Raw genomic sequence first — 21,609 nt, forward strand, 5'->3', positions numbered from 1 at the left:
CGCCCGCCTAGAGCCGGCGGGTGAGGCCCGGTGAGACTGTCAGCCTGGACAGGATGCCGATCGCCAGATCGACGAGGAGGGCCAGAGCGCCGACCAGAACGGCACCCGCCGCCATCTGGTAGTAATCGTTCTGGGCGCGGCCATCGATGATGAGGCGCCCGAGCCCGCCCAGCGAAACATAAGCGGCAATGGTCGCCGTCGATATGATCTGCAGCGTCGCGCTGCGCAGCCCGGAGAAGATCAGCGGCAGGGCGCAGGGAAGTTCGACATCGAAGAGAATGTCGAGCGGGCGTTTGCCCATGCCGCGCGCCGCATCCACCGCAGCCGGGTCCACAGCCGCAACGCCTGCATAGGTGCCGCTCATGATCGGCGGCACGGCAAGCAGGACGAGCACGATGATGCTCGGCACGATGAAGGCCATGTCGGAGGTAAAGACAGGCCCGAACAGGATCACCAGAAGAACGATGAGGCCAAGGCTTGGCAGCGAGCGCAAGGCATTGGCAAGTCCGGCGATCAGGACGACGCCGCGGCCCGTATGCCCGACGTAGAGTCCGATCGGCAAGCCGATCAGGCAGGCGAAGAAAAGCGCGACCCCGCTATAGATCAGATGCTGGATGACAAGCGCGAACACCCCGTCGCTTCCCGTCCAGTGGGTCGGGTCTGAAAACCATGCAATCATCGCTCGGCACCTCCCGGCTGCCAGGGTGTCATGCGTTTGGCGGCAAAAAGGACAAGACCGTCCAGCAGTGCGGCAAGCAGCACGCAAAGCACGATCCCGGCAATGATGGGCGTGAGGAACCGCAGTTGAAGCCCTTGCGTGAACAGCAGCCCGAGCTGCGGCGTACCGATCAGGGCGGCGACCGAGACGATGCTGACATTGGAGACAACAGCAACCCGGAGCCCCGCCGCAATCACCGGAACGGCAAGGGGAAGTTCAGCGACAAAGAGGCGTGGCAGCCTGCGATAGCCCATGGCATTGGCGGCCTGGATGACATCCGGCGGGACAGACTCAAGGCCGTCGCTGACCGTGCGCACCAGAAGCGCGAGCGCATAGACCGTGAGTGCCACGACCACATTCATGGGATCGAGAATACGCGTGCCGAGCACAAGCGGCAGAAGCACAAAGAGCGCCAGGGACGGAATGGTGTAGAGCAAGCCTGCTGCACCGAGCAGGGTCGAGCGGAAGAACCCCGCCCGTTGCGCAAGCCATCCCAGCGGCAGAGCAAGCAGCAATCCGATCACCACGGGGATCACGGACAGCCCGAGGTGCCAGAGAAAGAGTTCGGCGATGCGGCCGGACTCGCGGTAGAGCCAGTCGAACCTCATGGCTGCGTCCCCAGGCGACCGGTGCGCGCGGCTTCGATGGCTTCAGCAACATGCGACAGCGTCACGGTTCCCATCAACTCGCCGGACTGCCCGACGATGACACCACGGCCGGACGGAGAACTGAGCGCCGCGTCGAGAACATGCCGTAGGCTGCTGCCTTCGACGGCCAGCGTGCCGCTGAGGTTGAGGTCGCCGTCCCGCAGGGGGCCTTTGACGCTGTCGACATCCGCCCAGCCCAGCGGGCGGTTCAGGGAATCCGTAACGAGGACCCATCTGTCCGTGGCAATCTGGCGAAGGGTTTCGGGAGTGGCGCCAAGCGTTGCCGTCGGCTCGGCTCCGAGCGGCACGCCGCCCTTGGCGAATTCGGCAAAGCCAAGCACGCGATAACCGCGGTCACGCCCGATGAAATCGGCGACGAAGTCATCCGCCGGTCTTGCCAGCAGTTCCTGCGGGGTCGCAACCTGTGCCAGCGTGCCGCCGGTGCGCAGAACGACCACCTGGTCGCCCAGTTTCAGAGCCTCGTCGATGTCATGCGTGACCATGATGATGGTCTTGCCGATGTCCCGCTGCAGCCTGAGAAACTCGTCCTGCAATTGACCGCGCACAACCGGATCGACGGCGCTGAACGGTTCATCCATCAGCATGAATTTCGGATCGGACGCCAGGGCGCGGGCAACGCCCACGCGCTGCTGCTGGCCGCCGGAAAGCTGCCATGGATAGCGATTGGCGAAAGCGGAGGACAGCCCGACACGCTCCAGGAGCTCATGGGCGATGCGCAGTGCCCGATCCTTGGGGGTGCCATTCAGCCGCGCCGTGGTTGCGATATTCTGCGCGACGGTGCGATGTGGAAAAAGACCCGCATTTTGAATGACGTATCCGATCTTTCGGCGCAGCACGGCAACATCCATCGTGTCCGTCGGCTCGCCATCCAGAAGAATTCTGCCCGAAGAGGGCGTAATCAGGCGGTTCACCATCCGCAGCGAGGTGGTTTTGCCGCAACCGGACGGGCCGACGAAAATCGTCAGCTTCCCGGTGGGCGCTGTCAGCGACAGCTTGTCGACAGCAATGGTCTGGCCCCGATAGTGCTTGCTGACGGCATCAAATGTGATCATGGCGCAGTTCCTGTGTCTCAGGCATCGGATCTGGCCCGTTCTCCGATGCTCTCTTAGTTGTCTATACAAGCACGAAGACAGGATCTGTGCAAGCGGGGTGCCCACGAAATCTGCGCTTATCGATAATGCCTAAATTTCGTGCTGTTTTGGTGGCGAAGGTGAGGGCTTCAGTCAGACGATGAACCCTTTCAGTCGGTGCCGCTGCGGATACCAAAGAGGATTCTACGGCACATACTGGTCCTCACCCCGTGTAGTCTGTCAGACCTATCTGGTGCTCGTTCGTCAGAAGTAAATCATCCGTCGCGGCCTCTTTAATCGAACTGCGAATGACTCGATTGGGTAGCCACATCCTCTCGAGGGGCACAAATTTCTACCAGAATACTAGAAAATTGGCACGGCGTTTCCGTCCGCTGCGCGATCGAACACGTCCCGCCTTTGAACATCGCGCCATCTTGCCTGAGAGTCAGGCGTATCGGCAGCGGTCGCTGTCGCACGGACGGAAATGAAGATCGAAATGACCTGCCCACCGAGATTGGCTGGGCCTCGTACTGGTGGAAGACATGCATATCGCCAAGATCAGCCTGAAGACCCTGGACCACGCGCCGCTGTGCCGCGTGACCCGCGCCAGCATCATCCTTCTGGTTCTCGCGTTGGTGGCTTCCGTCTGTTCGATCGAGATTCCCCGGTGGCTGCAGGCCCTTCTTCTGACCGCCGGCTTCATCGGCGCGATCTTCGGATTGGGGCGCAGGCATCATGTTGTTGATCGTGACCATGGAGAGACCGCGTGACGACACTGAATGATTATCTGAGCCAGAAGAGAGAGGCGGTGCTGGCGCGTCGCAGCCGCATTCGCAGCCGCATTCGCAGCGGTGAAGCAGGTGCCATCACCCTGAAAGCGGGTGCGACCGCCGAAGGACGCAGCGGCGTGCGGCGGATTCGCATCCGCGATTTTCAAGTCATCACCGACAGCCCACCGGATTTTGCCGGATACAATCTCGGACCTTCCTCTCCTGAACTGCTGCTCGGGGCACTGTCGAGCTGCCTGACACACACCTACCTCATCCACGCTGCCGATCAGGGCGTGCCGCTTGAAACGCTCGAAGCAGAAGTGTCCGCGGTTCTTGATCCCCGCGGAGGATCCGAGGGCCATGAAGCGATCCCCGTCTATCCGCATGACATCGTCTATACGGTGACGCTGGTGTCTCCGGCCGGCAGTGCGGAGATCGCCAGGGTGACGGCGGCGGTGGAGGCATTCTGTCCGATCCTCAACCTTTTGAAGCGCGGCACGAAGGTCGTCGGAACCGTGAACCACCATCAGCCCGCCGCAGCGGCATCCGATGCGGCGTGATCCTGTCGCCACGGATCTTTGGATGGTCGCCCGGTGTACACAGAAGATGCGAAAGTTGGAATATTTCTGACGCCGCAACTCCAGACCGCGCCAAATGCGCCCGAAATGCCTCGACGGCCCTGGGTCGCCTGCAATCCTCGACACCCACGCGTGGTTCAGGGCCGCCCGCACTTCGCCCTGATCGAAACGAATAACCCACCGCAGGCGGCGGATTGAGAATATCCTTTCTTTTCTATAGACAGAACGGTCTTTAGGCTTCCTCTCAACACGCAGAGAGAACGCCATGCCGCCGATCCAGACAAACGCCCTGAACTTCTTCTGGTTCATCCCGACCCACGGCGATGGATCCTATCTCGGAACGTCGCATCTCAGCCGGCCACCGGAATTTTCCTATTTCAAGCAGGTGGCGACGACGGTCGATGCGCTGGGATTTGAGGGCGTGCTTCTGCCGACCGGCCAGACCTGCGAGGATTCCTGGGTCACCGCCAGCGGCCTTGCCGCCGTCACCGAGCGGCTTAAATATCTGGTGGCGCTGCGCCCGGGAGTCACCTCGCCGACCTTTGCCGCCCGTCAGACGGCAGCGCTTGATCGTCTGAGCCGCGGCCGGCTTCTGCTCAACGTCGTTGTCGGCGGCAATCCCAGCGAACTGGCCGGAGACGGCATCTTTCTTTCCCATGACGAGCGGTACCAGCAGGCGGCCGAGTTTCTGGAGATCTGGAAACGGCTGCTTGCCGGAGAGGCGGTGGATTTCGAGGGTCGCCACTACAGCCTGAAGGGCGCCCGCTGCGATTTTCCGCCCGTCCATGCACCGCACCCGCCGCTCTATTTCGGCGGCTCGTCGGAGGCAGGCCAGGAGCTTGCCGTAAACGCCACCGATATGTACCTGACCTGGGGCGAGCCGCTCGAAGCGGTGCGCGAAAAGATCGACTCCGTCCGCGCCAGGGCAAAGCGGGCCGGACGCAATGTCCGCTTCGGCATGCGCATCCATTTCATCGTGCGCGAGGACGAGGATGATGCCTGGCGGGCGGCCGATCGGCTGATCTCGCATATTTCCGACGAACAGATCGAACGCAGCTGGCAAAGGTTCCAGGTGGAGATGGATTCGGTCGGGCAGAAGCGGCAGGCCGCCCTGCACGGCGGACGGCGCGACCGGTTGCGGATCGCCCCGAACCTGTGGGCCGGCGTCGGGCTCGTCAGAACAGGTGTGGGAACAGCCCTTGTCGGCACCCCGCGCCAGATCGCCGACCGGCTTGCCGAATACCAGGCGCTCGGCATCGATACGATCATCGGTTCCGGCTATCCGCATATCGAGGAAGCCTACCGCGTGGCGGAACTTCTGTTTCCGCTCCTCGGCATCGATCCCCGGCGGGCCACGACGCTCAGTGACGGGATCGTCAACGAATTTTCGGTCGGACGCGCCGCTGGCCCGGCACGGGCGGACGCTGCCGGCTGATCTGCCTTCACCCTTTTCTCTTGTCCAAGGATGCCCTGATGACCCGATTGATGCGCCTGTTCGCCACCTCCGCCCTTGCGATCGCGGCTCTGTTTCCCGCCATCACCGCTCAGGCCGAGGGCCTCATCCGTATCTCGCAGCAGTTCGGAACGCTCTATCTGCCGCTGCATGTCATCCGCGACCAGAACCTCATCGAAAAACATGCCAAGGCGCTCGGCCTCAATGACGTGAAGGTGGAATGGGCGCAGCTGTCCGGCGGCGACGCCATCAATGCAGCGCTCCTGTCCGGCTCGATCGACATCGCGGCGGCCGGCATCGGTCCGTTCCTCACGCTCTGGGACCGCACGCAGGGTTCGGTCAAGATCGTCGCGGGGCTGGCGAACCAGCCGAACTACCTCGTGACCAACAACCCGAACATCAAGACGCTGAAGGACTTCAAGCCGACCGACAAGATCGCCCTGCCGGCGGTCGGTGTCTCCGTTCAGGCGCGCATCCTGCAGATGGCCGCCGAGAAGGAATTCGGCCCCGGCAACCAGAACAAGCTCGACAACAATACCGTGACGCTTGCCCATCCGGATGCCACGGCGGCACTGCTGTCGGGCTCCACGGAGATTACCGCGCACCTCTCCAACACGCCGTTCCAGGAGCAGGCGCTGAAGGACCCCAAGATCCACAAGGTCTTCTCATCCTACGATATTCTGGGCGGTGCGGTAACGCCGACCTATCTCTATGCCACCACCAAATGGCAGGCGGAAAACCCGAAGACATTCCAGGCCTTCTTCGATGCCGTGAAGGAAGCCAGCGCCTGGATCGAAGCCAACAAGAAGGCGGCGGCGGAAACCTATATCCGGGTGGAGAAATCCAAGCTGGAGCCGGCCTTCGTGCAGTCGCTGATCGAAAGCCCGGACAGCAAGTTCACCGTGGTTCCGGCCAAATCCTTCGCCTTTGCCGATTTCCTCTACAGGACCGGCGCCATCAAGCGGAAGGCGGAAAGCTGGAAGGATTACACCTTCGACACGCTGCACGCCGAGAGCGGTAGCTGACCATGCTGGCACGAGATCCCGTGGCTTCGACCGTTTTCGAGGTTGACCGTCTGACGCTGGATTATCCTTCGGCAAAAGGCCCGGTGCGTGCCGTCGAGGATGTGTCGTTCGAGGTGGCAGGCGGCGAACGTCTCGTGCTGCTCGGCCCGTCCGGCTGCGGCAAGTCATCCATCCTCAAGGCCGTTGCCGGCTTCCTGAAGCCGGCCTCCGGGGCGATCCGCATGCATGGTCAACCTGTCAGGGGGCCAGGACCGGACCGGATCGTCGTGTTCCAGGAATTCGACCAGTTGCTGCCGTGGAAAACCGTGCGGCAGAATGTGGAGTTTCCGCTGCGACTTGCCGGGCGCCTGTCCAGGGCCGAGGTGCGCGAGCGCGCCGATTCGGCCTTGAGAAAGGTGGGCCTGGCACGGGTTCTCGACAGTTTCCCGCACACGCTCTCCGGCGGCATGAAGCAGCGCGCGGCGATTGCCCGCGCGCTGGTGACCGACGCGGATGTCCTTCTGATGGACGAGCCCTTTGCCGCGCTGGACGCGATGACGCGCAGCCAGCTGCAGCGCGATCTGCTCGAACTGGCCGAGGAGATCGGCTTCACCCTGCTGTTTGTCACCCATTCCATCGAGGAGGCCATCCTCATCGGCACGCGGCTGCATCTGTTGAGCCCGCATCCTGGCCGCACGATCACCAGCCTGTCGACGGCGGAGTTCGGCTATGCCGATCTCGGCAGCCGGCGCCTCGAGACCCTGAGCCGGGAGGTGCATGACATCCTGTTTTCCCGCCAACCCGCACAGGAGGAGGCGCTGAATGGCTGAGGCGTCCGGCAGGACTTTGCAGGCAGCCGCGCCTGAGCGGTCCACCTGGATCGACTGGCTGCGCGGTTCGGCGCTGGTGCGAAAGGTGCTGGTCCTTGTGCTTCTCGCGGCGGTCTGGGAGGCAGCGGCGCGCTTCAGCGCCCAGCCGATCCTCTTTCCGAGCTTTCTGGAAACCGCCCGGGCCTTCATCGAGGCGCTGCTGAAGGAAAATCTCCTCTCGGCCTCCTGGACCTCGCTTTCGGTGCTGATCAAGGGCTATGTGATTGCCATTGCCGGCGCCTTCGTCTTCGTGTCGCTCGCCATGGCCAGCCGGTTCGTGCGCGAACTGCTGCAGACACTGATCTCCATGTTCAATCCGCTGCCGGCAATCGCGCTTCTACCGGTCGCGATGCTGTGGTTCGGGCTCGGGGAAACCAGCCTGCTGGTTGTCCTCGTGCATGCCGTGCTCTGGCCCTTTGCGCTTGCGACGTTGAGCGGCTTTGACGGCGTGCCGGAAACGCAGCGGCTGGTCGGGCGCAATTATGGCCTGCGCGGTCCGGCCTACGTGGTGCGCATCCTCATTCCGGCGGCACTGCCCTCCATTCTCTACGGCATGAAGATCGCCTGGGCCTTCGCCTGGCGCACCTTGATTGCCGCCGAACTCGTCTTCGGCGTCAGCTCCTCGAACGGCGGTCTTGGCTGGTTCATCTTCCGCAACCGAAACGAGCTGTTCACCGACAAGGTGTTTGCCGGGCTTGCCATGGTCATCATCATCGGCCTCGTGGTCGAGGGCATCCTCTTCAGGATCGTCGAAACGGTGACGGTGCGTCGCTGGGGCATGCAGCGATAGTTCGAACACATGACATTGCAGGACATTTTGGCATGACGGCATCATCGACCTACCTCTGGTACATCCCGAACGCCGCCAAGGGAGGCCATCGTGGCGATACCACGACGACCGATCTCGGCGGCCTCGACACGCTGACGGCGCAGGCCGAGGCACTGGAGCAGAACGGCTGGCAGGGGGCGCTGATCGGAACCGGCTGGGGCCGGCCGGACACGTTCACCGTCGCCACCGCGCTTGCGGCCCGCACGAAGTCGTTCGAGCCGCTGATCGCGATCCGCCCCGGTTACTGGCGCCCGGCGCATTTCGCATCGGCAGCCGCAAGCCTCGACCGGCTGAGCGGCGGCCGTGTGCGCGTCAATATCGTCTCCGGCCAGGATGATCTCGCAGCCTATGGCGATGTCGAGCAGGACCAAGCGCAGCGTTACGCCCGCACCCGCGAGTTCATGCGGCTGGTGCGGCGTCTCTGGACCGAGGAGGCGGTGACCTTCGAGGGCGAACATTTCCAGGTCCGCAACTCCACGGTCGAGCCCCGTATTGAGGCACGCGACGGCCGCCAGCACCCCAAACTCTATTTCGGCGGCGCATCCGATGCGGCAGAACGGGTCGCCGCGTCGGAAGCCGACGTGCAGCTCTTCTGGGGCGAACCGCTGGCAGGCGTCGCGGAGCGTATCGACCGGCTGAAGACCCTGAGCAGGACGCTGGACCGCGACCTGCCACCGCTCGAATTCGGGCTGCGGATCACCACCGTTGTGCGCGAGACGCGGGAAGCCGCCTGGGCTGATGCCGAGGCGAAGGTGGAGCAGATGGCCAAGGGCGCCGGCGGCAACTGGCAGGATCATCGCGGCCCGGTCGCCGTCGGCCAGCAGCGGCTTCTTGATCTAGCTGCGCGCGGTGATGTCCTCGATGACAATCTCTATACCGCACCGGGCCGGTTCGGCGGCGGCGGGGCCGGAACGACTTGGCTCGTCGGCTCCGCCGAAGACGTGGCGGCCTCGCTCGGAAAATACCGCGATCTCGGGATCAGCCATTTCGTTCTGTCGGACACGCCCTACCTCACGGAAATCGCCCGGCAGGGACAGAAGCTTCTGCCGCTCCTGCGCGCGTGAGCGCTGTGCAATGCGCAGGATCCGTCGATCATCCGCATTGGGCGGTCGGGAAACCGGTCGCAGCTGCAGCTATCCATTGCGCATGCAGGCAGAAGGCGCGCCCGAATGCACGGCATGGCGAAAAGACGGACTGTCGTTTGTTCCGCCCGCCACCTGATGCTCCCCGCGACCATGCTGCTGGCGAAGGGCTTCGCCCTGGGAAAACCGGTCACCGAAGCGGGCCGTCAGGGCATCGGCAAGATCCGGGGCAAGGCTGCTCATGCCATATGCTCCGCGGGTCCCGTCGCGATGGGTGTGTCGCCCGGAATGCCCCACTCGGCCCATGAGCCGTCATAGAGCGCGGTATCCTCCTTGCCGATGAGGTGAAGGCCGAACAGCAGGACGCCTGCCGTGACCCCCGAACCGCAGGACGCGACGACCGGTTGGTCCAGATCGACACCGGCCGAAAGAAATGCCGCGCGGATGGCGTCCGGCGATAGTACCTCTCCCGTGGCCGGATCGCTAAGGGTCGTGAACGGCAGGTTGCGGCTGCCGGGAATGTGTCCGGCACGAAGGCCGGGCCGGACTTCCGCCTCCGTCCCCTCGAAGCGGGGTGCGGAGCGCGCGTCGATCACCTGTTCCGCCTGCGTGGTGAGGTTTGTGAGGAGCGCTGTCTTGTCCCGCAGAAGGTCTGCGCGAAAGCGCGCCGTAAACGATGCGGGTCGGGGTGCCGGAACCTCGGTCGTCACGGCGCGTCCCTCCGCAAGCCAGCGCTTGAAGCCGCCATCCAGAATGGCGACCTTGTCATGGCCGAAGACGCGCCATGTCCACCAGACCCGTGGCGCCGACATCAGCCCGTGCGTGTCATAGATCACCACCAGCGTGTCGTTTCCGACGCCGAGCTTGCCGGCGACCGCTTCGAATTCGGCGGCATCCGGCAGCATGTGCGGGAGGGAGGTCCCCGATGCGGCGATCCGGTCGATATCGAAGAACCGCGCACCGGGAATATGCTGGCGCGTATAATCCTCCGTCGCGGTCGGTGTTGCGCCGGGCAGCTTGTAGGAGCCGTCCAGGAGAACAACGTTGTCGGTACCAAGGTGATCGGCGAGCCACCGGGTGGAGACCAGCGGGCCGGGCAGGGAGATGGACATGGTCTGTCTCGTCAAGCGGGAGGAAAAATCAGGCGACCAGACGTTCGCCGGCAAGGTGGCGCTCGAGGAATGGCAGGCTGTCCTGCCCCCAGTACAGTTCGTCCTCGTACCGGAAAGTCGGAATTCCGAAGACGCCGGCCTGCTTTGCGCGCAGGAAATTGGCATCCAGAACTGCTTGAATATCGGCGTCGCCGGCGCGGGCCTCCAGCCGCTGCGCGTCGAAGCCGGCCTTCGAGACGATGGCTGCGCGGACATCGGGCGCGCCGATATTGTCTGCCCGTCCCCAGAGCGCCGTTTGGAGGGCTCGGGTGAGGGCGATCCAGTCGAGGCCGTCGATCTGCGCGGCGACGACCAGCCGACCCGCGGAGGTCGGATCCGAAAGACCGGCACGGTTGTCGAGGGCCAGCGGCTTGTTGCGAAGAGAGGCCCAGCGCCTGAGATCGCGCAGCCAGTAGGCGCGCCGCGCCTCGGGCCGATTGCGGGAATAGATCGCGCCGTTTTCCTCGATCAGCGGGATGAGGTGAGGCTGCACCGTGGCCTTATGGCGGGCGGCGACCTCGAGAAAGGCGTCAAAGCCGATATAGGCCCAGGGCGAGCCGATGCCGAAGAAGTAGTCGATGACCTGTGTCATAGGCGTGCCGTTCCATAAAGAGTATCAAAAAGTGCAAGGGCGCAATCGCGGGCAGTGAGTGCGGCTTGCGGGTCCCGGTTGACGGCAATCGTGGCCAGTGCGCCTTCGTAGAGAAGGGCGAGATGACGGGATGCCAGGCTGAGGCCGGTCTCATCCGAAGGAATGCCTGCGCTGGAGGTGATGCGACCAAAGATGTCGAGGATCGTACCTTTGTGCCGTCGCGCCACCGAGACGACCCGTTCGGAATCACCATGTTCGGCAACCGCAAGCGCGAAGGCGCAACCGCGAAAATCCGGACTTTCCGCCTTTTCGAAGAGACGCTGGAAGATCGTATCGATCTGATCGCGCGGCCGTTCGACGGTCCGAAGAACATCCTCCAGAGACGCGACCACCCGCTCATGCCGTTGCAAGAGGTAGGCGGCGACAAGATGATCCTTGGAGGGGAAATGTCGATAAAGCGTCGCCTTGGCAACGCGGGCCTCCTCGATGATCCGGTCGATGCCGACTGCACGGATGCCTTCCCGGTAAAACAGGGCGCCTGCAGTGGAGAGGATCTGGTCCTGGATGGGAATGGTCATTGTCTCTGTCCTGGTGCTCCGCGCTCGGCGCTCTCAACGGAAGGGGGCCGCCCTTTCGCCTCGTGGTGACGATGTCAGAACGCGGCAACCGCACGAATGTCACGGGTCCCCGGTTTGTGTCCGTCGCGCGCAAGTTCGGCGGCGGCCCGCTGGAAGGCCGCATTGAGGGGCGTCTCGACACCATGCAGCCGGCCCAGCCTGACGATCTCGCCGTTCAGATAATCGACCTCGCTCGAGGCACCCCGCGTAAAACTCTGCCAGGTGGATTGCTGGCCCCGCTCGATGCCGCTGCCTTCGGCGATGCGCCATCCGGAAATGTCGACGGTTCGTTCGGAGCGGGCGGCGGGGTCATGGCCGGCGGCCTGAAGAACGCGGCGCGCCTCCGCGACCAGCGCGTCCACAGCCGTCGTCCGCACGTCCGCATCTCCAGCAAACAGCTCGACGACGTTGGTGACATTATGCTCAAGCTTGGCGGCCTTCCAGCGCCGGATATCGGCCCGCGCCTCAACCAGATAGTTGGCAGCCGTGAGATCCGCGGCAATGGTGCGGGCCGTATCATCAAGGCCATGGGGGTACCGCCCGACGGTCACCACGCCGAGCTGCGGTTCGCTGCCGACGACGACTTCGCCCGTGACCGTGAAGCGTGCCGGAATGAGAATGCTCGCGGCATAGACGTGCGCGAAGCGGCGAAGGGCGATGTCTTCGGCGGCAAGGCCGTTCTGAAAGGTGACCAGCGGCAGGTCTGCCGCAAGGCCGTCGCCTTCGACAGGCTGCCAGGCCCAGAACTCCGTTGCCGCTTCCACGTCCTGCGACTTGACCGTCAGCAGCAGGATATCGCCCGGCGCGAGGTCTGGCGGGCTTGCCGTGTCGTGAATGTTCAGGCGCACCGTGCGGGTTTCCGCCGGCCGGCGATAGGTCAGCCCGTGCGTGGCGATATGGGCCGCCTGTTGTCCGCGACCGACAAGGGCATAGGCAATGCCTCTTTGTTCGAATTCCGCAGCAAGGCTCGCGCCGACAGCGCCGGCTCCGATGATGATGTAGCGTGTCATGGGATCATGTCTCGACGGGAGGAGGTGATGGCGGTGAAACGGAAAAGCGCTCAGGCTGTGCGAAGAACCGGCTGTTCCACAGAGGCATTTCGCTCGTCAAGCTGCCAGCGATCGAAGGCCGTACGCCCGAGCATGGAAATCGACGTATCCTCCTGCGGCGCATGCACAAGCACGGCCTGGATATCGCGAAAATGCCGCTCAAGGCCCAGCTCGGCACCGAGCCCGGGATTGCCCAGACCGCGGACAGCCAGTTGTACGGCATCACGCAATTGGCGCCCGGCCAGAAGGCGTGCACGGACCAGACGTTCTGCATCGGCCTGTCCTGTCGACAGGGCGTCGAAGATGAGCTGCCGCGCACCGCCGATCAGGAGATCGATCTCGCCGGAGAGCGTCACGAACCGCTCCGTGCGTGCGATGGGGTGGCCGAGATTGGTGGGCACGCGCTCATGGGCAAAACGGCTGAAGGCCGCCTGTGCCGCTTCGGCAACCCCGAGATAGAGCGAGGTCAGGGCCAATGTCATGGCCGCGTGGCCGCGATTGTCCTGCTGGGCAACCTCCGTTCCCGTCAGGTCCACCACATTCTGCAGGGGAATTTCGACGTCCTCATATTCCACGTCGTGAGAGCCGCTGGCGCGCATGCCGAGGCTGTCCCAGTTCTCGATGATGCGGATGCCGGGCAGTCCGTTCGGCACCACGAAGGTGCCGACACGGGTCGGCGCCTCGTCGGTATGGGCCCAGACGAGGAAATGCGTCAGCCCGTGCGCACCCGTCACGAAGCGCTTGCGGCCGGAGATCGACCAGCCGCTTGCAGTCCGGCGGGCCCGGGTGGCGGGCAGTCCGCCACGAGCAGGCGAGCCAAGCTCCGGTTCGACGCGGGCTGCATTGAGGAGAAGCGGACGCTCTTTCGCCTCAGCCAGCAGGCTGAGATAAAGGTCTTCCGGCCAGTGGTTTCTGGAGGCCTGCGCCAGATGGTTGAAGAGCGTCATGGCGGTGATCAGGGCGACCGACGGGTCGCCACGGCCGAGCGCCGCAAGGAGATGGGCGGTCTCCAGAAGCGAGGCGCCGTTGCCGCCATAGCGTTTCGCCACCGTGCTTTCCAAGAGGCCGCCTGCGTGAACGGCACGAATGCCGGCCCAGGGAAATGCACCACTGCGATCGACCTCGGGCGCTGCGTCTGCAACGGCGCGGACGATCTGGTCGAGCTGGCGGGGATCGAGAACCATCAGCAGAGGCCCTTTCAAAATGACCGAAAGTTTGCCGCCGCCCCTTGAGGATCGGAAGCATCGAGAAAAAGGTTTCCGGCAGATGTCCCTCCTGCCGGAAACAAAGGCTCAGGCCGCGGCCTTGTTCTTGGCGTTCTCGCGCTCGCGAAGTCCCTCGCGGACCAGCGGCAGCACGTAGCGGCCATAATCGACGGCATCGTTGAAATTGTCATAGCCGCGGATCGAGATGAGATCGGCGCCGAGATCCACATAATCGAGGATCGAGTCGGCGATGGTGCGCGGCGAGCCGACCAGGGCCGTGGTGGCGCCGCTGGCATTGGTTGCCGTGACCGTCGGATACCAGAGCGCCCGGTCATGCACGTCGCCGCGCTTGGCGATGTCGAGCAGGCGCTGCGAACCGACATTGGCGGGTGGAGCGGCCGAGAGAGGCGCGCGGCTCAGGCCCTTCTGGCGGGTTTCGTTCAGGCGGTCGAGCACACGGTGTGCCTTTTCCCAGGCGAGTTCATCCGTTTCCGCGATGATCGGGCGGAAGGTGACCCAGATGCGCGGGCGATCCTTGCGGCCGGCCTTGGCCGCCTCGTCATAGATGCGGTCGATTTGCTGCTTGGTTTCCGCCAGCGGCTCGCCCCACAGGCCGAATATGTCGCAAAGCGAGCCGCCGATGCGATAGGCGGCATCTGAGGAACCGCCAAGCGAGATAGGGATCAGGCCCTTCGTCGGGCGGACTGCGGCACGGAACTGCTTGAACTGGTAGTATTTGCCTTCGAAATCGAAGGGTTCGGTGGACGTCCAGGCGAGGCGCAGGATGCGGATATATTCTTCCTGGCGCTCATAGCGTTGTTCCTTGTTGAGGAAATCGCCTTCCCGCGCCTGTTCCTCGTCGCTGCCGCCAGCGATGAAGTGGACGACGACGCGCCCGCCGCTCAACTGGTCGAGCGTGGCCAGGGATTTCGCCGCCACCGTTGGGTAGACCGTGTTGGGACGCAGCGCCACGATGATCTTGATCTGCCTCGTGTGTGCGAGGATCGTCGCGCCGAGCGTGAACGGATCGAAGGAGGCCGAGGAATAGGGGATCAGCGTGTAGTTGAAACCGTAATCGTCGAGCGCGCGGGCATATCGCTCTAGGAACAGCGGATCGACCGGCGCATCCGGGATGGGGGTCAGGTCGTTGGAGGCGTTGGCGAAGCTTGCACTGATAAATTCTACGGGCATCTGACGAGGTCTCCATTCCGATTGCCGAGCGATAGGGTCAGGCTAAGGGGCTGAACATTTGTGAGAAAGACAGGTCTTTCTATTCTATCGAATTAATGGAAAATATTGTTCCTGTTGGACAGCGCGGTCTACGACCGCGCCTGTCCTGCTTTTCTCAAGTGGCCGGTGTCCAGCCGAGGTGCGGCGCCACCGTCTCGGCAAGATCGCGCAGCACGCGCAGGTTCTCGTCCAGGCCATGGGCAGGCGGAAGGAAGAGGACGAGTTCATCGGCGGCCGCAAGACCGGGATCGGAAAGAACCGCTTCCGCCACCTCGTCTGGCGTGCCTTGAAACACGGGGGAAATCTGTCTGCCCGAAGGCAGCTGCCCCGGAGCCACCGGCGCAAGCGCGCCCTTTGGCCGCGAAGCGGCGATCCCGAGCGTGCGGCGCTCCAGATCATAGGCCGCGTATTTTTCCCGCAGTTCGGCGGTCGTGCCGACAAGGATGGATGCAGCGACGGCCACCGCAGGCGACTCGCTCTGCCAGATCCGCCGCCAGGCCGAGCGATAGGCCTCAATGATCCGGGCCTGGTAGGCACCGAAGCTTTCACCCTCCGCATGGCCGTGCTGCACGGTTCCGGTGATGAGGCCAATGCCGAGTTCGGCGGCCTGGATGGCAGAGGCCACACTTGCGACGCCCTGCCGGATACGGCTGCGCAGGGTCGGGCTGTGGGGCGTCACGCGCAGCTGCGTTCCTTCCGGAGCGCCCTGGCCGGGACCGTTTACCGTGTGGAGCACGTCGCCGGCGACGGCGGACAGGAAGCGTGCCTGCCGACGTTTCGCCTCGGTTCTCGAGTCTGTGTCGACGGCGCCGAAGACGGCATCGAAGGCGGCGTTCTCCCCGGTTGAAATCGCAAGTTCCAGTCGGCCATCGACGAGAAGATCGGTCGTGCTAGCGGCTTCCGCCAGCAGGATCGGATCCTGGTAGCGCATCGGAATGACCGCGGAGCCCAGCGTGATGCGGCTTGTGTGCTGTCCGACGGCTGCAAAGAATGGCAGCGGTGAAGAGAGATAGTTGTCGAAGTGCCGTTGATAGGACCAGCCGGACTGGTAACCGAAAGCTTCGGCGGCCTGATAGAGGGCAATGCCATCGCGCAGGCCCTTCGCCGGTCCGTCGATGTCGTTGAACGACACGCGCGTATTGAAGCCGAGCCGCGTCTTCGGGCGAAAGTGCGCAGCCGCGACGGTCTGTTGCAAAGCGAGGGTCATGCAAATATCTCCTGACGCAGGTTGGCTGCCTTGTGTGTCGCGGTCTGTGAGGCGTGAACCCCGGCCGGGATCGAATCCAGGAGGGCCCTGGTATAGGGTTGGCGGGGGGTGTCGAAGATGTCCGTCACGGACCCGTGTTCGACGATGCGGCCCTTGCGCATGACCGAAACGGTGTGGGCGAGCTGTCGCACCAGAGCGAGGTCGTGCGAGACGAACACATAGGTGAGGCCGAGATTGGCCTGCAGCGACAGCAGGACCTCGACGATGTCGGCCTGCACGCTGACATCGAGCGCAGAGGTCGGCTCATCGAGCACGATCACATCCGGCCGCAGGACGAGGGTGCGCGCGATGGCGACACGCTGGCGCTGCCCGCCGGACAAGGCGCCCGGCTTGCGGTCCAGCAGGTGGTCGCCCAGTCCGACATTGGCGAGCGCCTCCCGCACCTGTGCGCGCCGTTCAGCCACCGTGCCGATCCGGTAGCGATCGAGCGGTTCGCGCACCAGCTGTTCGACCGACCAGGTCGGGTCAAGCGAGGTGAACGGGTTCTGGTGGACGAGCTGCAGATGGCGCCACACCGCGCGCTGTGACGTCCGGTCGGAGCCGGATATTGTTTCCCCCGATACGGTGATGCGGCCGGCATCGGGCTCGTCAAGGCCGAGAAGCAGCCGGATCGTCGTCGTCTTGCCGGAGCCGGATTCGCCGACCAGGGCGTGGGTGGTGCCTGCGGCAACCGAGAAGCTGATCCTGTCGACAGCCGTCAGCGACTTGCCATCGACGGAGAAGGTCTTGCTCACGCCCTCGACGGCAATCTTCGTGGCCGTGCCCTCCCGTCCGTCGAGGCGATGAAAGCCGGGGTCCCTGAGCGCCGCATAGCGATCCGGATTGAGCGCCGGGACATCCGCATGCAGCTTGCGGGCATAGGCGGAAGAGGGGGCGGAGAAGACGTCCTGCGTCCTGCCGGCCTCCTGCACCGTGCCGTCCTTCAGCACGACGAGCTTGTCCGCCCGTTCCGAGGCAATCGCCAGATCATGCGTGATCAGGAGAAGGCTGATGTCGAGATCGTGTTGCAGGCGCGACAGGAGGTCGAGGATGCGCTTCTGGATCGTGACGTCGAGCGCTGAGGTCGGCTCGTCCGCCACCAGAAGCGCCGGACGCGGCAGCACGGCAAGTCCGATCAGCACGCGCTGCAGCATGCCCCCCGAGAGCTGGTGCGGATAGGAGTCGTATACGCGGCCCGGATTGTCGAGGCCGACCTCGGCGAAGGTGTCGAGGATCAGCGCCTTGCGCAGGGCCTTGTTCGGCTCGTCGGTGAGGGCGGCGGCCTCCTGCGCCTGCGCGCCGATGGTGCGCACCGGATTGAGTGCATTGGCCGGATCCTGCGGTACAAAGCCGATGGCACGGCCGCGCAGCGCCCGGAAATGCCGTTCGGATTGTTTGAGGGTATCCTGCCCGTTGAAGGCGATGCGGCCATCGGCATGGGCACCGTCCGGCAACAGCCGCAGGACGGCCTTGGCAATCGTCGATTTGCCGGAGCCGGATTCGCCGATCAGGGCCAGGCTCCGGCCCCGGGCGAGATCGAAGCCCACATCGTTGACGACCGTGCGTCGACCATAGGCAACCGACAAGCCATCCACCTTGAGCAACGGAGGCGGCGGAAGCAGAGTGGACAGGGTGTCCGGGCGCGGGGTCAGTTTGTCTTGCGAAGCCATCGGCTGATCCTGTTGACGGAGAGGACGGTCACGATTGTGACGAACGCAGGGGCGTAAACCAGCCAGGGCCATTTCAGATAATCCTTGCCGATCGAGATCAGCAGGCCCCAGTCGGACGCGGGCGGCGGATCGCCGTAGCCCAGAAAGGCAAGTCCGGCGATGACGAGGATGGAGAGGCCAAACTGCAGCACCGCAAGTGGCAGAACCGAGCGCGAGGCATTTGGCAGGATGTGACGGATGAGGATGTACCAGCGCGATCCACCGAGAATGAAGGAGGCTTCGATGAACACGGCCTGCCGGGTCTTGATCACTTCCGACCGCATGACGCGGGCAAAGATCGCGACGGCGGAGATGCCGGTGGCAATGGCCGCATTGGTGGTGTTGAAGCCGAGCGCGGTGACAATGATGACCGCCAGCAGGAAGCTCGGAATGGCGAGCAGCATATCGACCAGCCGCGCCAGAACGATATCCGTCCAGCCCCCCAGGAAACCGGAGAGGAGACCGAACAGGCCGCCGATGACGACCCCGATGACGACGGCAATGAGGGCGCTGGTGACCGATGACGACGTGCCATAGACGATGCGTGCATAGACATCGCGTCCCAGATGGTCCGTCCCGAACCAGTGCGCAAAGCTTGGGCCAAGCAGCTTCTGTGCCGGGACGCCGACCACCGGGCTGTAGCTGGTAAACAGGCCGGGTGCGACGGACCAGGCAATCACGAGGATGATGACTGCCAGGGAGAGTGCGACGCCGATCGGGATGCGAAGCGACGTGCGGCCCCCGCGCTCCGTTTCCTCAACCGGGTGAGATGAAAGGACGGCGCTCATGAGGGGATCCTTTCGATGCGGTCATCGAAGGCGTCATCGCCCGTTGCCGGACGCGGCTTCACCGTTCCGATCAGCTTTACGCGCGGATCAAGCAGCGGATAGACGAGATCGGCAAGGAGGTTGACCACGACGAAGGCGACGGCTGCGAGCGAGACCACGGCTTGGATGACCGGCAGGTCCTGCGTGGTGACCGATCGCTGCACGAGGCTGCCGATCCCGGTGCGTCCATAGACCGTTTCGGTGATCAGCGACCCGCCCAGAAGTTCGCCGACGGTGAGCGCGACAACCGTGACCACAGGCAGCGCAGAGGGTTTCAGGAGATGGCGGAAGAACAACCGGGACTGGGAGATGCCCCGACCCCTGGCGACGGCTGCGTAATCCTGCCGGGCTTCGTGGTCAAGATTGGCGATCAGCACTTCGGCAATCTGGGCGGATACCGGGATGCCGAGCGCCACCGCCGCAAAGAAGGTCGCCCAGAAGCTGTCCGCATTGATGACCCTGAAGAGCCCCAGCTGAAACCCGAAGATATGGATCAGCACGAGACCGATGACGAAATTCGGCACGGACAGGAACAGGGAGGGAAAGCCCCTCAGCAGACCCTGGCCATAGCGGCGAGGCAGGAACTGCGTTCCGTAGCCAATGACCAGTGCCAGGACGATGGCGACGGCAAGCCCGGAGGTTGCGAGAACCAGCGTCGACGGCAAGACCTCCGCGATGAGGGTCGATACCGGCCGGTTGGAGCGCATCGACAGGCCGAGATCTCCGGACAGGAACTGGCTGAGCGAAGCCCACAGCTGCGCGAGCACGGGCCGGTCAAGGCCCTGCGCCGCGATGATCTGCTGGATCTCCTGTTCGGAGAAGCCGTTCTGCGGGTCCCGCAGAACGTTGGTGATCGGATCGCCGGGCAGGACGCTGACGACGATGAAGGTAAACACATAGGACAGCAGGATCACGATGACCGCCTGGCCGATGCGCTTTGCCGCGTAGTCCAGATAGGAACGGTTCATGCCGCTTCCTCCTCACGCTCTGTCGCAACAGCCGGTGTCATTCGCTCTTGTAGGCCGTGTAGTAGCTTGCATAGGCAACGCCGTTGTAGACTTCGCCCTTCAGCGTCGGCGACTGCACATAGATGCGCTGCACGATCTGCGTGCGCGGAATGAAGTAGCCCTGTTCGAGCACATATTTCTGCAAGTCGTTCAGCAGCGGATTGCGCACGTCGGTTGAGGCGGCGCCAGCGATCTTGTCGCGCAGCTCGTTCAGCGTCTTGTCGCTGTCGTCCAGATTGAACCAGTTTTCGCCATTGTTCGCATTGGTCAGGATGCTCGCGATGGTGCCGGCATCGATGAAGCTGCGCGTCACCTCATAGGCCGGCACGGTCGGCCCGCCATATTTCACCCGGTCCGTGAAGGTGACGACGTCAAAGGCGCGGATGTCCACCTTCCAGCCGATCTTGCCGAGCTGCTGGGCGATCAGTTCGTCAATGGCCTTTGCGGTGGCAAGATACGGATTGGAATGAAGGGTCAGTGTCAGCGGCTTGCCGTTCTTCGCTCTCACGCCATCCGCACCCTTCACCCAGCCCGCCTCGTCCAGAAGTTTTTCCGCCTTGGCCGGATCATAGGCCAGCAGAGCGGACTGGTCCGTGGCGCCGGGCACATTGCTCTGGATGAAGGACGTCGCCAGCTTCCAGTCAGGGGTATAGACCGTATCGATGATCTCCTGGCGGTTGATCGCGGCCTGCAGGGCCTGGCGCACCCTCACGTCGTTGTAGGGGTCGAGCTTGGTATTGATCGCCCAGCCATTGACGAAGCCGAGATAGCGGGGCGTCGCAATGGTGAAACCCTCATCCTTCAGGGACTTCAGTTCCTGGGGCGAAGCATTGTAGGCGACATCGGCCTGAGAGGACTGGACGGCGGACACCCGCAGCGAGGGTTCGCTGACGATCTTGTAGGTGATTCTGTCGAGGTAGCCCGGTCCCGTATGGCCGACGGCGGACGGCCCCCAGTTATAGTCCTTGCGCTTGACCAGCGTGACGTGATCGCCTTCCTTCCAGGATTCCACCACATAAGGCCCGCTGCCGGAGGTCTTGCCGAGATCGGCCTGTTGCGTTGCCGGCTGGGCCAGCGTCTTTGGTGAAATCAGGATCGAGCCATGGTAGCCAAGCGTCGGGATGAAGCCGAGCGTCGGCTTCTTGAACGTCACCTTGACCGTCTGCGCGTCGATGGCCTCGGCGCGATCATAGGTCTTCGGGAAGAGGGCGATCGGGTTGATGCCTTCGTTCTTGCGCCCGGCATACCAGATGTCCAGATTGGCGACGACTGCAGCGGCATCCAGCGGCGTCCCGTCGGAGAAGGTCACGCCCTTCTTGAGATGCAGCGTAAACTCGGTCGCCTCTGCGTTCTGCTCCCAGCGCTCCGCAAGCCACGGGCTCACCTTGCCATCCGCGTCAACGTAGATCAGCTTGTCCGTGACATGCCCCCAGACGTGACCCTGGAAGCTGGAGATCGCGCTGTTGTTAGGGATCCACGTCCCGCCGAGCGAGTCGATCAGGAAGACAATATCGCCGCCATTGCGCGGATCCTCCGCGCTCAGCGCCGGATTGACGCCGGCGAAGGTCACCGCTCCGGCGAAAACGAGCGCGGAGCCGGCGATCAGCAGGCGGCGGCGGGAGAGAGAAACGAACTGTGCAAGGTGTGACATTTGAAATCCTGGTCTTCGAGTGGCAGATCAAGGGAGGAATGCGCGATGCCCTTGCGGCCTCGGCGCTGCGTTCAATCGGTGCGTCAACCTGGGCAACAGCTGCAGGATCGAGCGAGGTCGACGGTCGAGCGCGGCGCTTTCGGCATGTTTTCCTCCTGGCAAATCCGGGTTGAACCAATGCTCTGAGCCTAGCGATGCCGTCGCCCGGAGAGAAAGACTGGTTATTCTTTTTCTATGGTTTCTGTAGAATATCTTGGCGCGTTAGGGCGAAGCCTTGATTTGCC

The 21,609-nt window shown here is 63.7% G+C and carries 22 protein-coding genes; 7 read left to right on the forward strand and 15 right to left on the reverse strand.

Going from position 1 to position 21,609, the window contains the following annotated elements; all coding sequences use genetic code 11:
- Positions 1–7 precede the first annotated feature (7 nt).
- From ACEXP3_RS14285 to ACEXP3_RS14295, 3 genes are read right to left on the reverse strand one after another with little or no spacing between them, the layout of a single operon-like run.
- Complete coding sequence (locus ACEXP3_RS14285) at positions 8–679, reverse strand: ABC transporter permease (protein ID WP_210104841.1); 672 nt, start codon at positions 677–679, stop codon at positions 8–10.
- On the reverse strand, positions 676–1,326 hold the full coding sequence (locus ACEXP3_RS14290; protein ID WP_377297888.1) for an ABC transporter permease: 651 nt from the start codon (positions 1,324–1,326) through the stop codon (positions 676–678). The genes ACEXP3_RS14285 and ACEXP3_RS14290 overlap by 4 nt, the downstream gene beginning before the upstream one ends.
- On the reverse strand, positions 1,323–2,438 hold the full coding sequence (locus ACEXP3_RS14295; protein ID WP_377297889.1) for an ABC transporter ATP-binding protein: 1,116 nt from the start codon (positions 2,436–2,438) through the stop codon (positions 1,323–1,325). Before ACEXP3_RS14295 ends, ACEXP3_RS14290 begins: the two co-directional genes overlap by 4 nt.
- A 560-nt stretch (positions 2,439–2,998) precedes the next feature.
- On the opposite strand from ACEXP3_RS14295, the gene ACEXP3_RS14300 reads away from it, so the two are divergent.
- From ACEXP3_RS14300 to ACEXP3_RS14330, 7 genes are all read left to right on the forward strand, one after another.
- On the forward strand, positions 2,999–3,226 hold the full coding sequence (locus ACEXP3_RS14300; protein WP_377297890.1) for a hypothetical protein: 228 nt from the start codon (positions 2,999–3,001) through the stop codon (positions 3,224–3,226).
- Positions 3,223–3,786, forward strand: coding sequence for an OsmC family protein (locus ACEXP3_RS14305; protein WP_377297891.1), 564 nt, complete (start codon positions 3,223–3,225; stop codon positions 3,784–3,786). The genes ACEXP3_RS14300 and ACEXP3_RS14305 overlap by 4 nt, the downstream gene beginning before the upstream one ends.
- Positions 3,787–4,069: 283 nt before the next feature.
- Entirely contained in the window at positions 4,070–5,239 is a 1,170-nt protein-coding gene (gene ssuD, locus ACEXP3_RS14310) for an FMNH2-dependent alkanesulfonate monooxygenase (protein ID WP_377297892.1), read from the forward strand.
- Between the two features lie 38 nt (positions 5,240–5,277).
- Entirely contained in the window at positions 5,278–6,282 is a 1,005-nt protein-coding gene (locus ACEXP3_RS14315) for an ABC transporter substrate-binding protein (protein ID WP_377297893.1), read from the forward strand.
- 20 nt (positions 6,283–6,302) lie between these two features.
- On the forward strand, positions 6,303–7,091 hold the full coding sequence (locus ACEXP3_RS14320) for an ABC transporter ATP-binding protein (protein WP_377297894.1): 789 nt from the start codon (positions 6,303–6,305) through the stop codon (positions 7,089–7,091).
- Entirely contained in the window at positions 7,084–7,920 is an 837-nt protein-coding gene (locus tag ACEXP3_RS14325) for an ABC transporter permease (RefSeq protein ID WP_377297895.1), read from the forward strand. Before ACEXP3_RS14320 ends, ACEXP3_RS14325 begins: the two co-directional genes overlap by 8 nt.
- Positions 7,921–7,952: 32 nt before the next feature.
- Positions 7,953–9,023 carry an LLM class flavin-dependent oxidoreductase gene (locus ACEXP3_RS14330; protein ID WP_377297896.1) on the forward strand — a complete coding sequence of 357 codons (1,071 nt, stop codon included), beginning with the start codon at positions 7,953–7,955 and terminating at the stop codon, positions 9,021–9,023.
- 69 nt (positions 9,024–9,092) lie between these two features.
- Here ACEXP3_RS14330 and ACEXP3_RS14335 read toward each other — a convergent pair whose 3' ends face one another.
- The 12 genes from ACEXP3_RS14335 to ACEXP3_RS14390 form a co-directional block, all read right to left on the reverse strand.
- The gene (locus ACEXP3_RS14335; protein WP_377297897.1) at positions 9,093–9,284 is read right to left on the reverse strand and encodes a hypothetical protein; all 192 of its coding nucleotides are present in this window, start codon (positions 9,282–9,284) and stop codon (positions 9,093–9,095) included.
- Positions 9,281–10,153, reverse strand: coding sequence for a 3-mercaptopyruvate sulfurtransferase (sseA, locus tag ACEXP3_RS14340; protein ID WP_377297898.1), 873 nt, complete (start codon positions 10,151–10,153; stop codon positions 9,281–9,283). Before sseA ends, ACEXP3_RS14335 begins: the two co-directional genes overlap by 4 nt.
- Before the next feature lie 28 nt (positions 10,154–10,181).
- On the reverse strand, positions 10,182–10,784 hold the full coding sequence (locus ACEXP3_RS14345; protein WP_377297899.1) for a 2-hydroxychromene-2-carboxylate isomerase: 603 nt from the start codon (positions 10,782–10,784) through the stop codon (positions 10,182–10,184).
- Positions 10,781–11,362, reverse strand: a complete 582-nt coding sequence (locus ACEXP3_RS14350; protein ID WP_377297900.1) for a TetR/AcrR family transcriptional regulator — start codon at positions 11,360–11,362, stop codon at positions 10,781–10,783. Before ACEXP3_RS14350 ends, ACEXP3_RS14345 begins: the two co-directional genes overlap by 4 nt.
- 74 nt (positions 11,363–11,436) lie before the next feature.
- On the reverse strand, positions 11,437–12,411 hold the full coding sequence (locus ACEXP3_RS14355; RefSeq protein ID WP_377297901.1) for a ketopantoate reductase family protein: 975 nt from the start codon (positions 12,409–12,411) through the stop codon (positions 11,437–11,439).
- Positions 12,412–12,461: 50 nt separating this feature from the next.
- Positions 12,462–13,634, reverse strand: a complete 1,173-nt coding sequence (locus ACEXP3_RS14360; RefSeq protein ID WP_377297902.1) for an acyl-CoA dehydrogenase family protein — start codon at positions 13,632–13,634, stop codon at positions 12,462–12,464.
- Between the two features lie 108 nt (positions 13,635–13,742).
- Positions 13,743–14,846 (reverse strand): LLM class flavin-dependent oxidoreductase, encoded by a 1,104-nt coding sequence (locus ACEXP3_RS14365; protein ID WP_377297903.1) that lies wholly within the window; start codon positions 14,844–14,846, stop codon positions 13,743–13,745.
- A 154-nt stretch (positions 14,847–15,000) separates the two neighbouring features.
- Positions 15,001–16,092 carry an LLM class flavin-dependent oxidoreductase gene (locus ACEXP3_RS14370; protein ID WP_377297904.1) on the reverse strand — a complete coding sequence of 364 codons (1,092 nt, stop codon included), beginning with the start codon at positions 16,090–16,092 and terminating at the stop codon, positions 15,001–15,003.
- Positions 16,089–17,801: a dipeptide ABC transporter ATP-binding protein gene (locus ACEXP3_RS14375; protein ID WP_377297905.1), complete on the reverse strand. Its 1,713-nt coding sequence runs from the start codon at positions 17,799–17,801 to the stop codon at positions 16,089–16,091. Before ACEXP3_RS14375 ends, ACEXP3_RS14370 begins: the two co-directional genes overlap by 4 nt.
- Positions 17,780–18,628 carry an ABC transporter permease gene (locus ACEXP3_RS14380; protein WP_377297906.1) on the reverse strand — a complete coding sequence of 283 codons (849 nt, stop codon included), beginning with the start codon at positions 18,626–18,628 and terminating at the stop codon, positions 17,780–17,782. The genes ACEXP3_RS14375 and ACEXP3_RS14380 overlap by 22 nt, the downstream gene beginning before the upstream one ends.
- Positions 18,625–19,635: an ABC transporter permease gene (locus ACEXP3_RS14385; RefSeq protein ID WP_377297907.1), complete on the reverse strand. Its 1,011-nt coding sequence runs from the start codon at positions 19,633–19,635 to the stop codon at positions 18,625–18,627. The genes ACEXP3_RS14380 and ACEXP3_RS14385 overlap by 4 nt, the downstream gene beginning before the upstream one ends.
- Before the next feature lie 37 nt (positions 19,636–19,672).
- Positions 19,673–21,325, reverse strand: a complete 1,653-nt coding sequence (locus ACEXP3_RS14390) for an ABC transporter substrate-binding protein (RefSeq protein ID WP_377297908.1) — start codon at positions 21,323–21,325, stop codon at positions 19,673–19,675.
- Positions 21,326–21,609 lie beyond the last annotated feature (284 nt).

The sequence above is a fragment of the Neorhizobium fuzhouense genome (assembly GCF_042611105.1).
Lineage (GTDB): Bacteria > Pseudomonadota > Alphaproteobacteria > Rhizobiales > Rhizobiaceae > Neorhizobium > Neorhizobium galegae_A.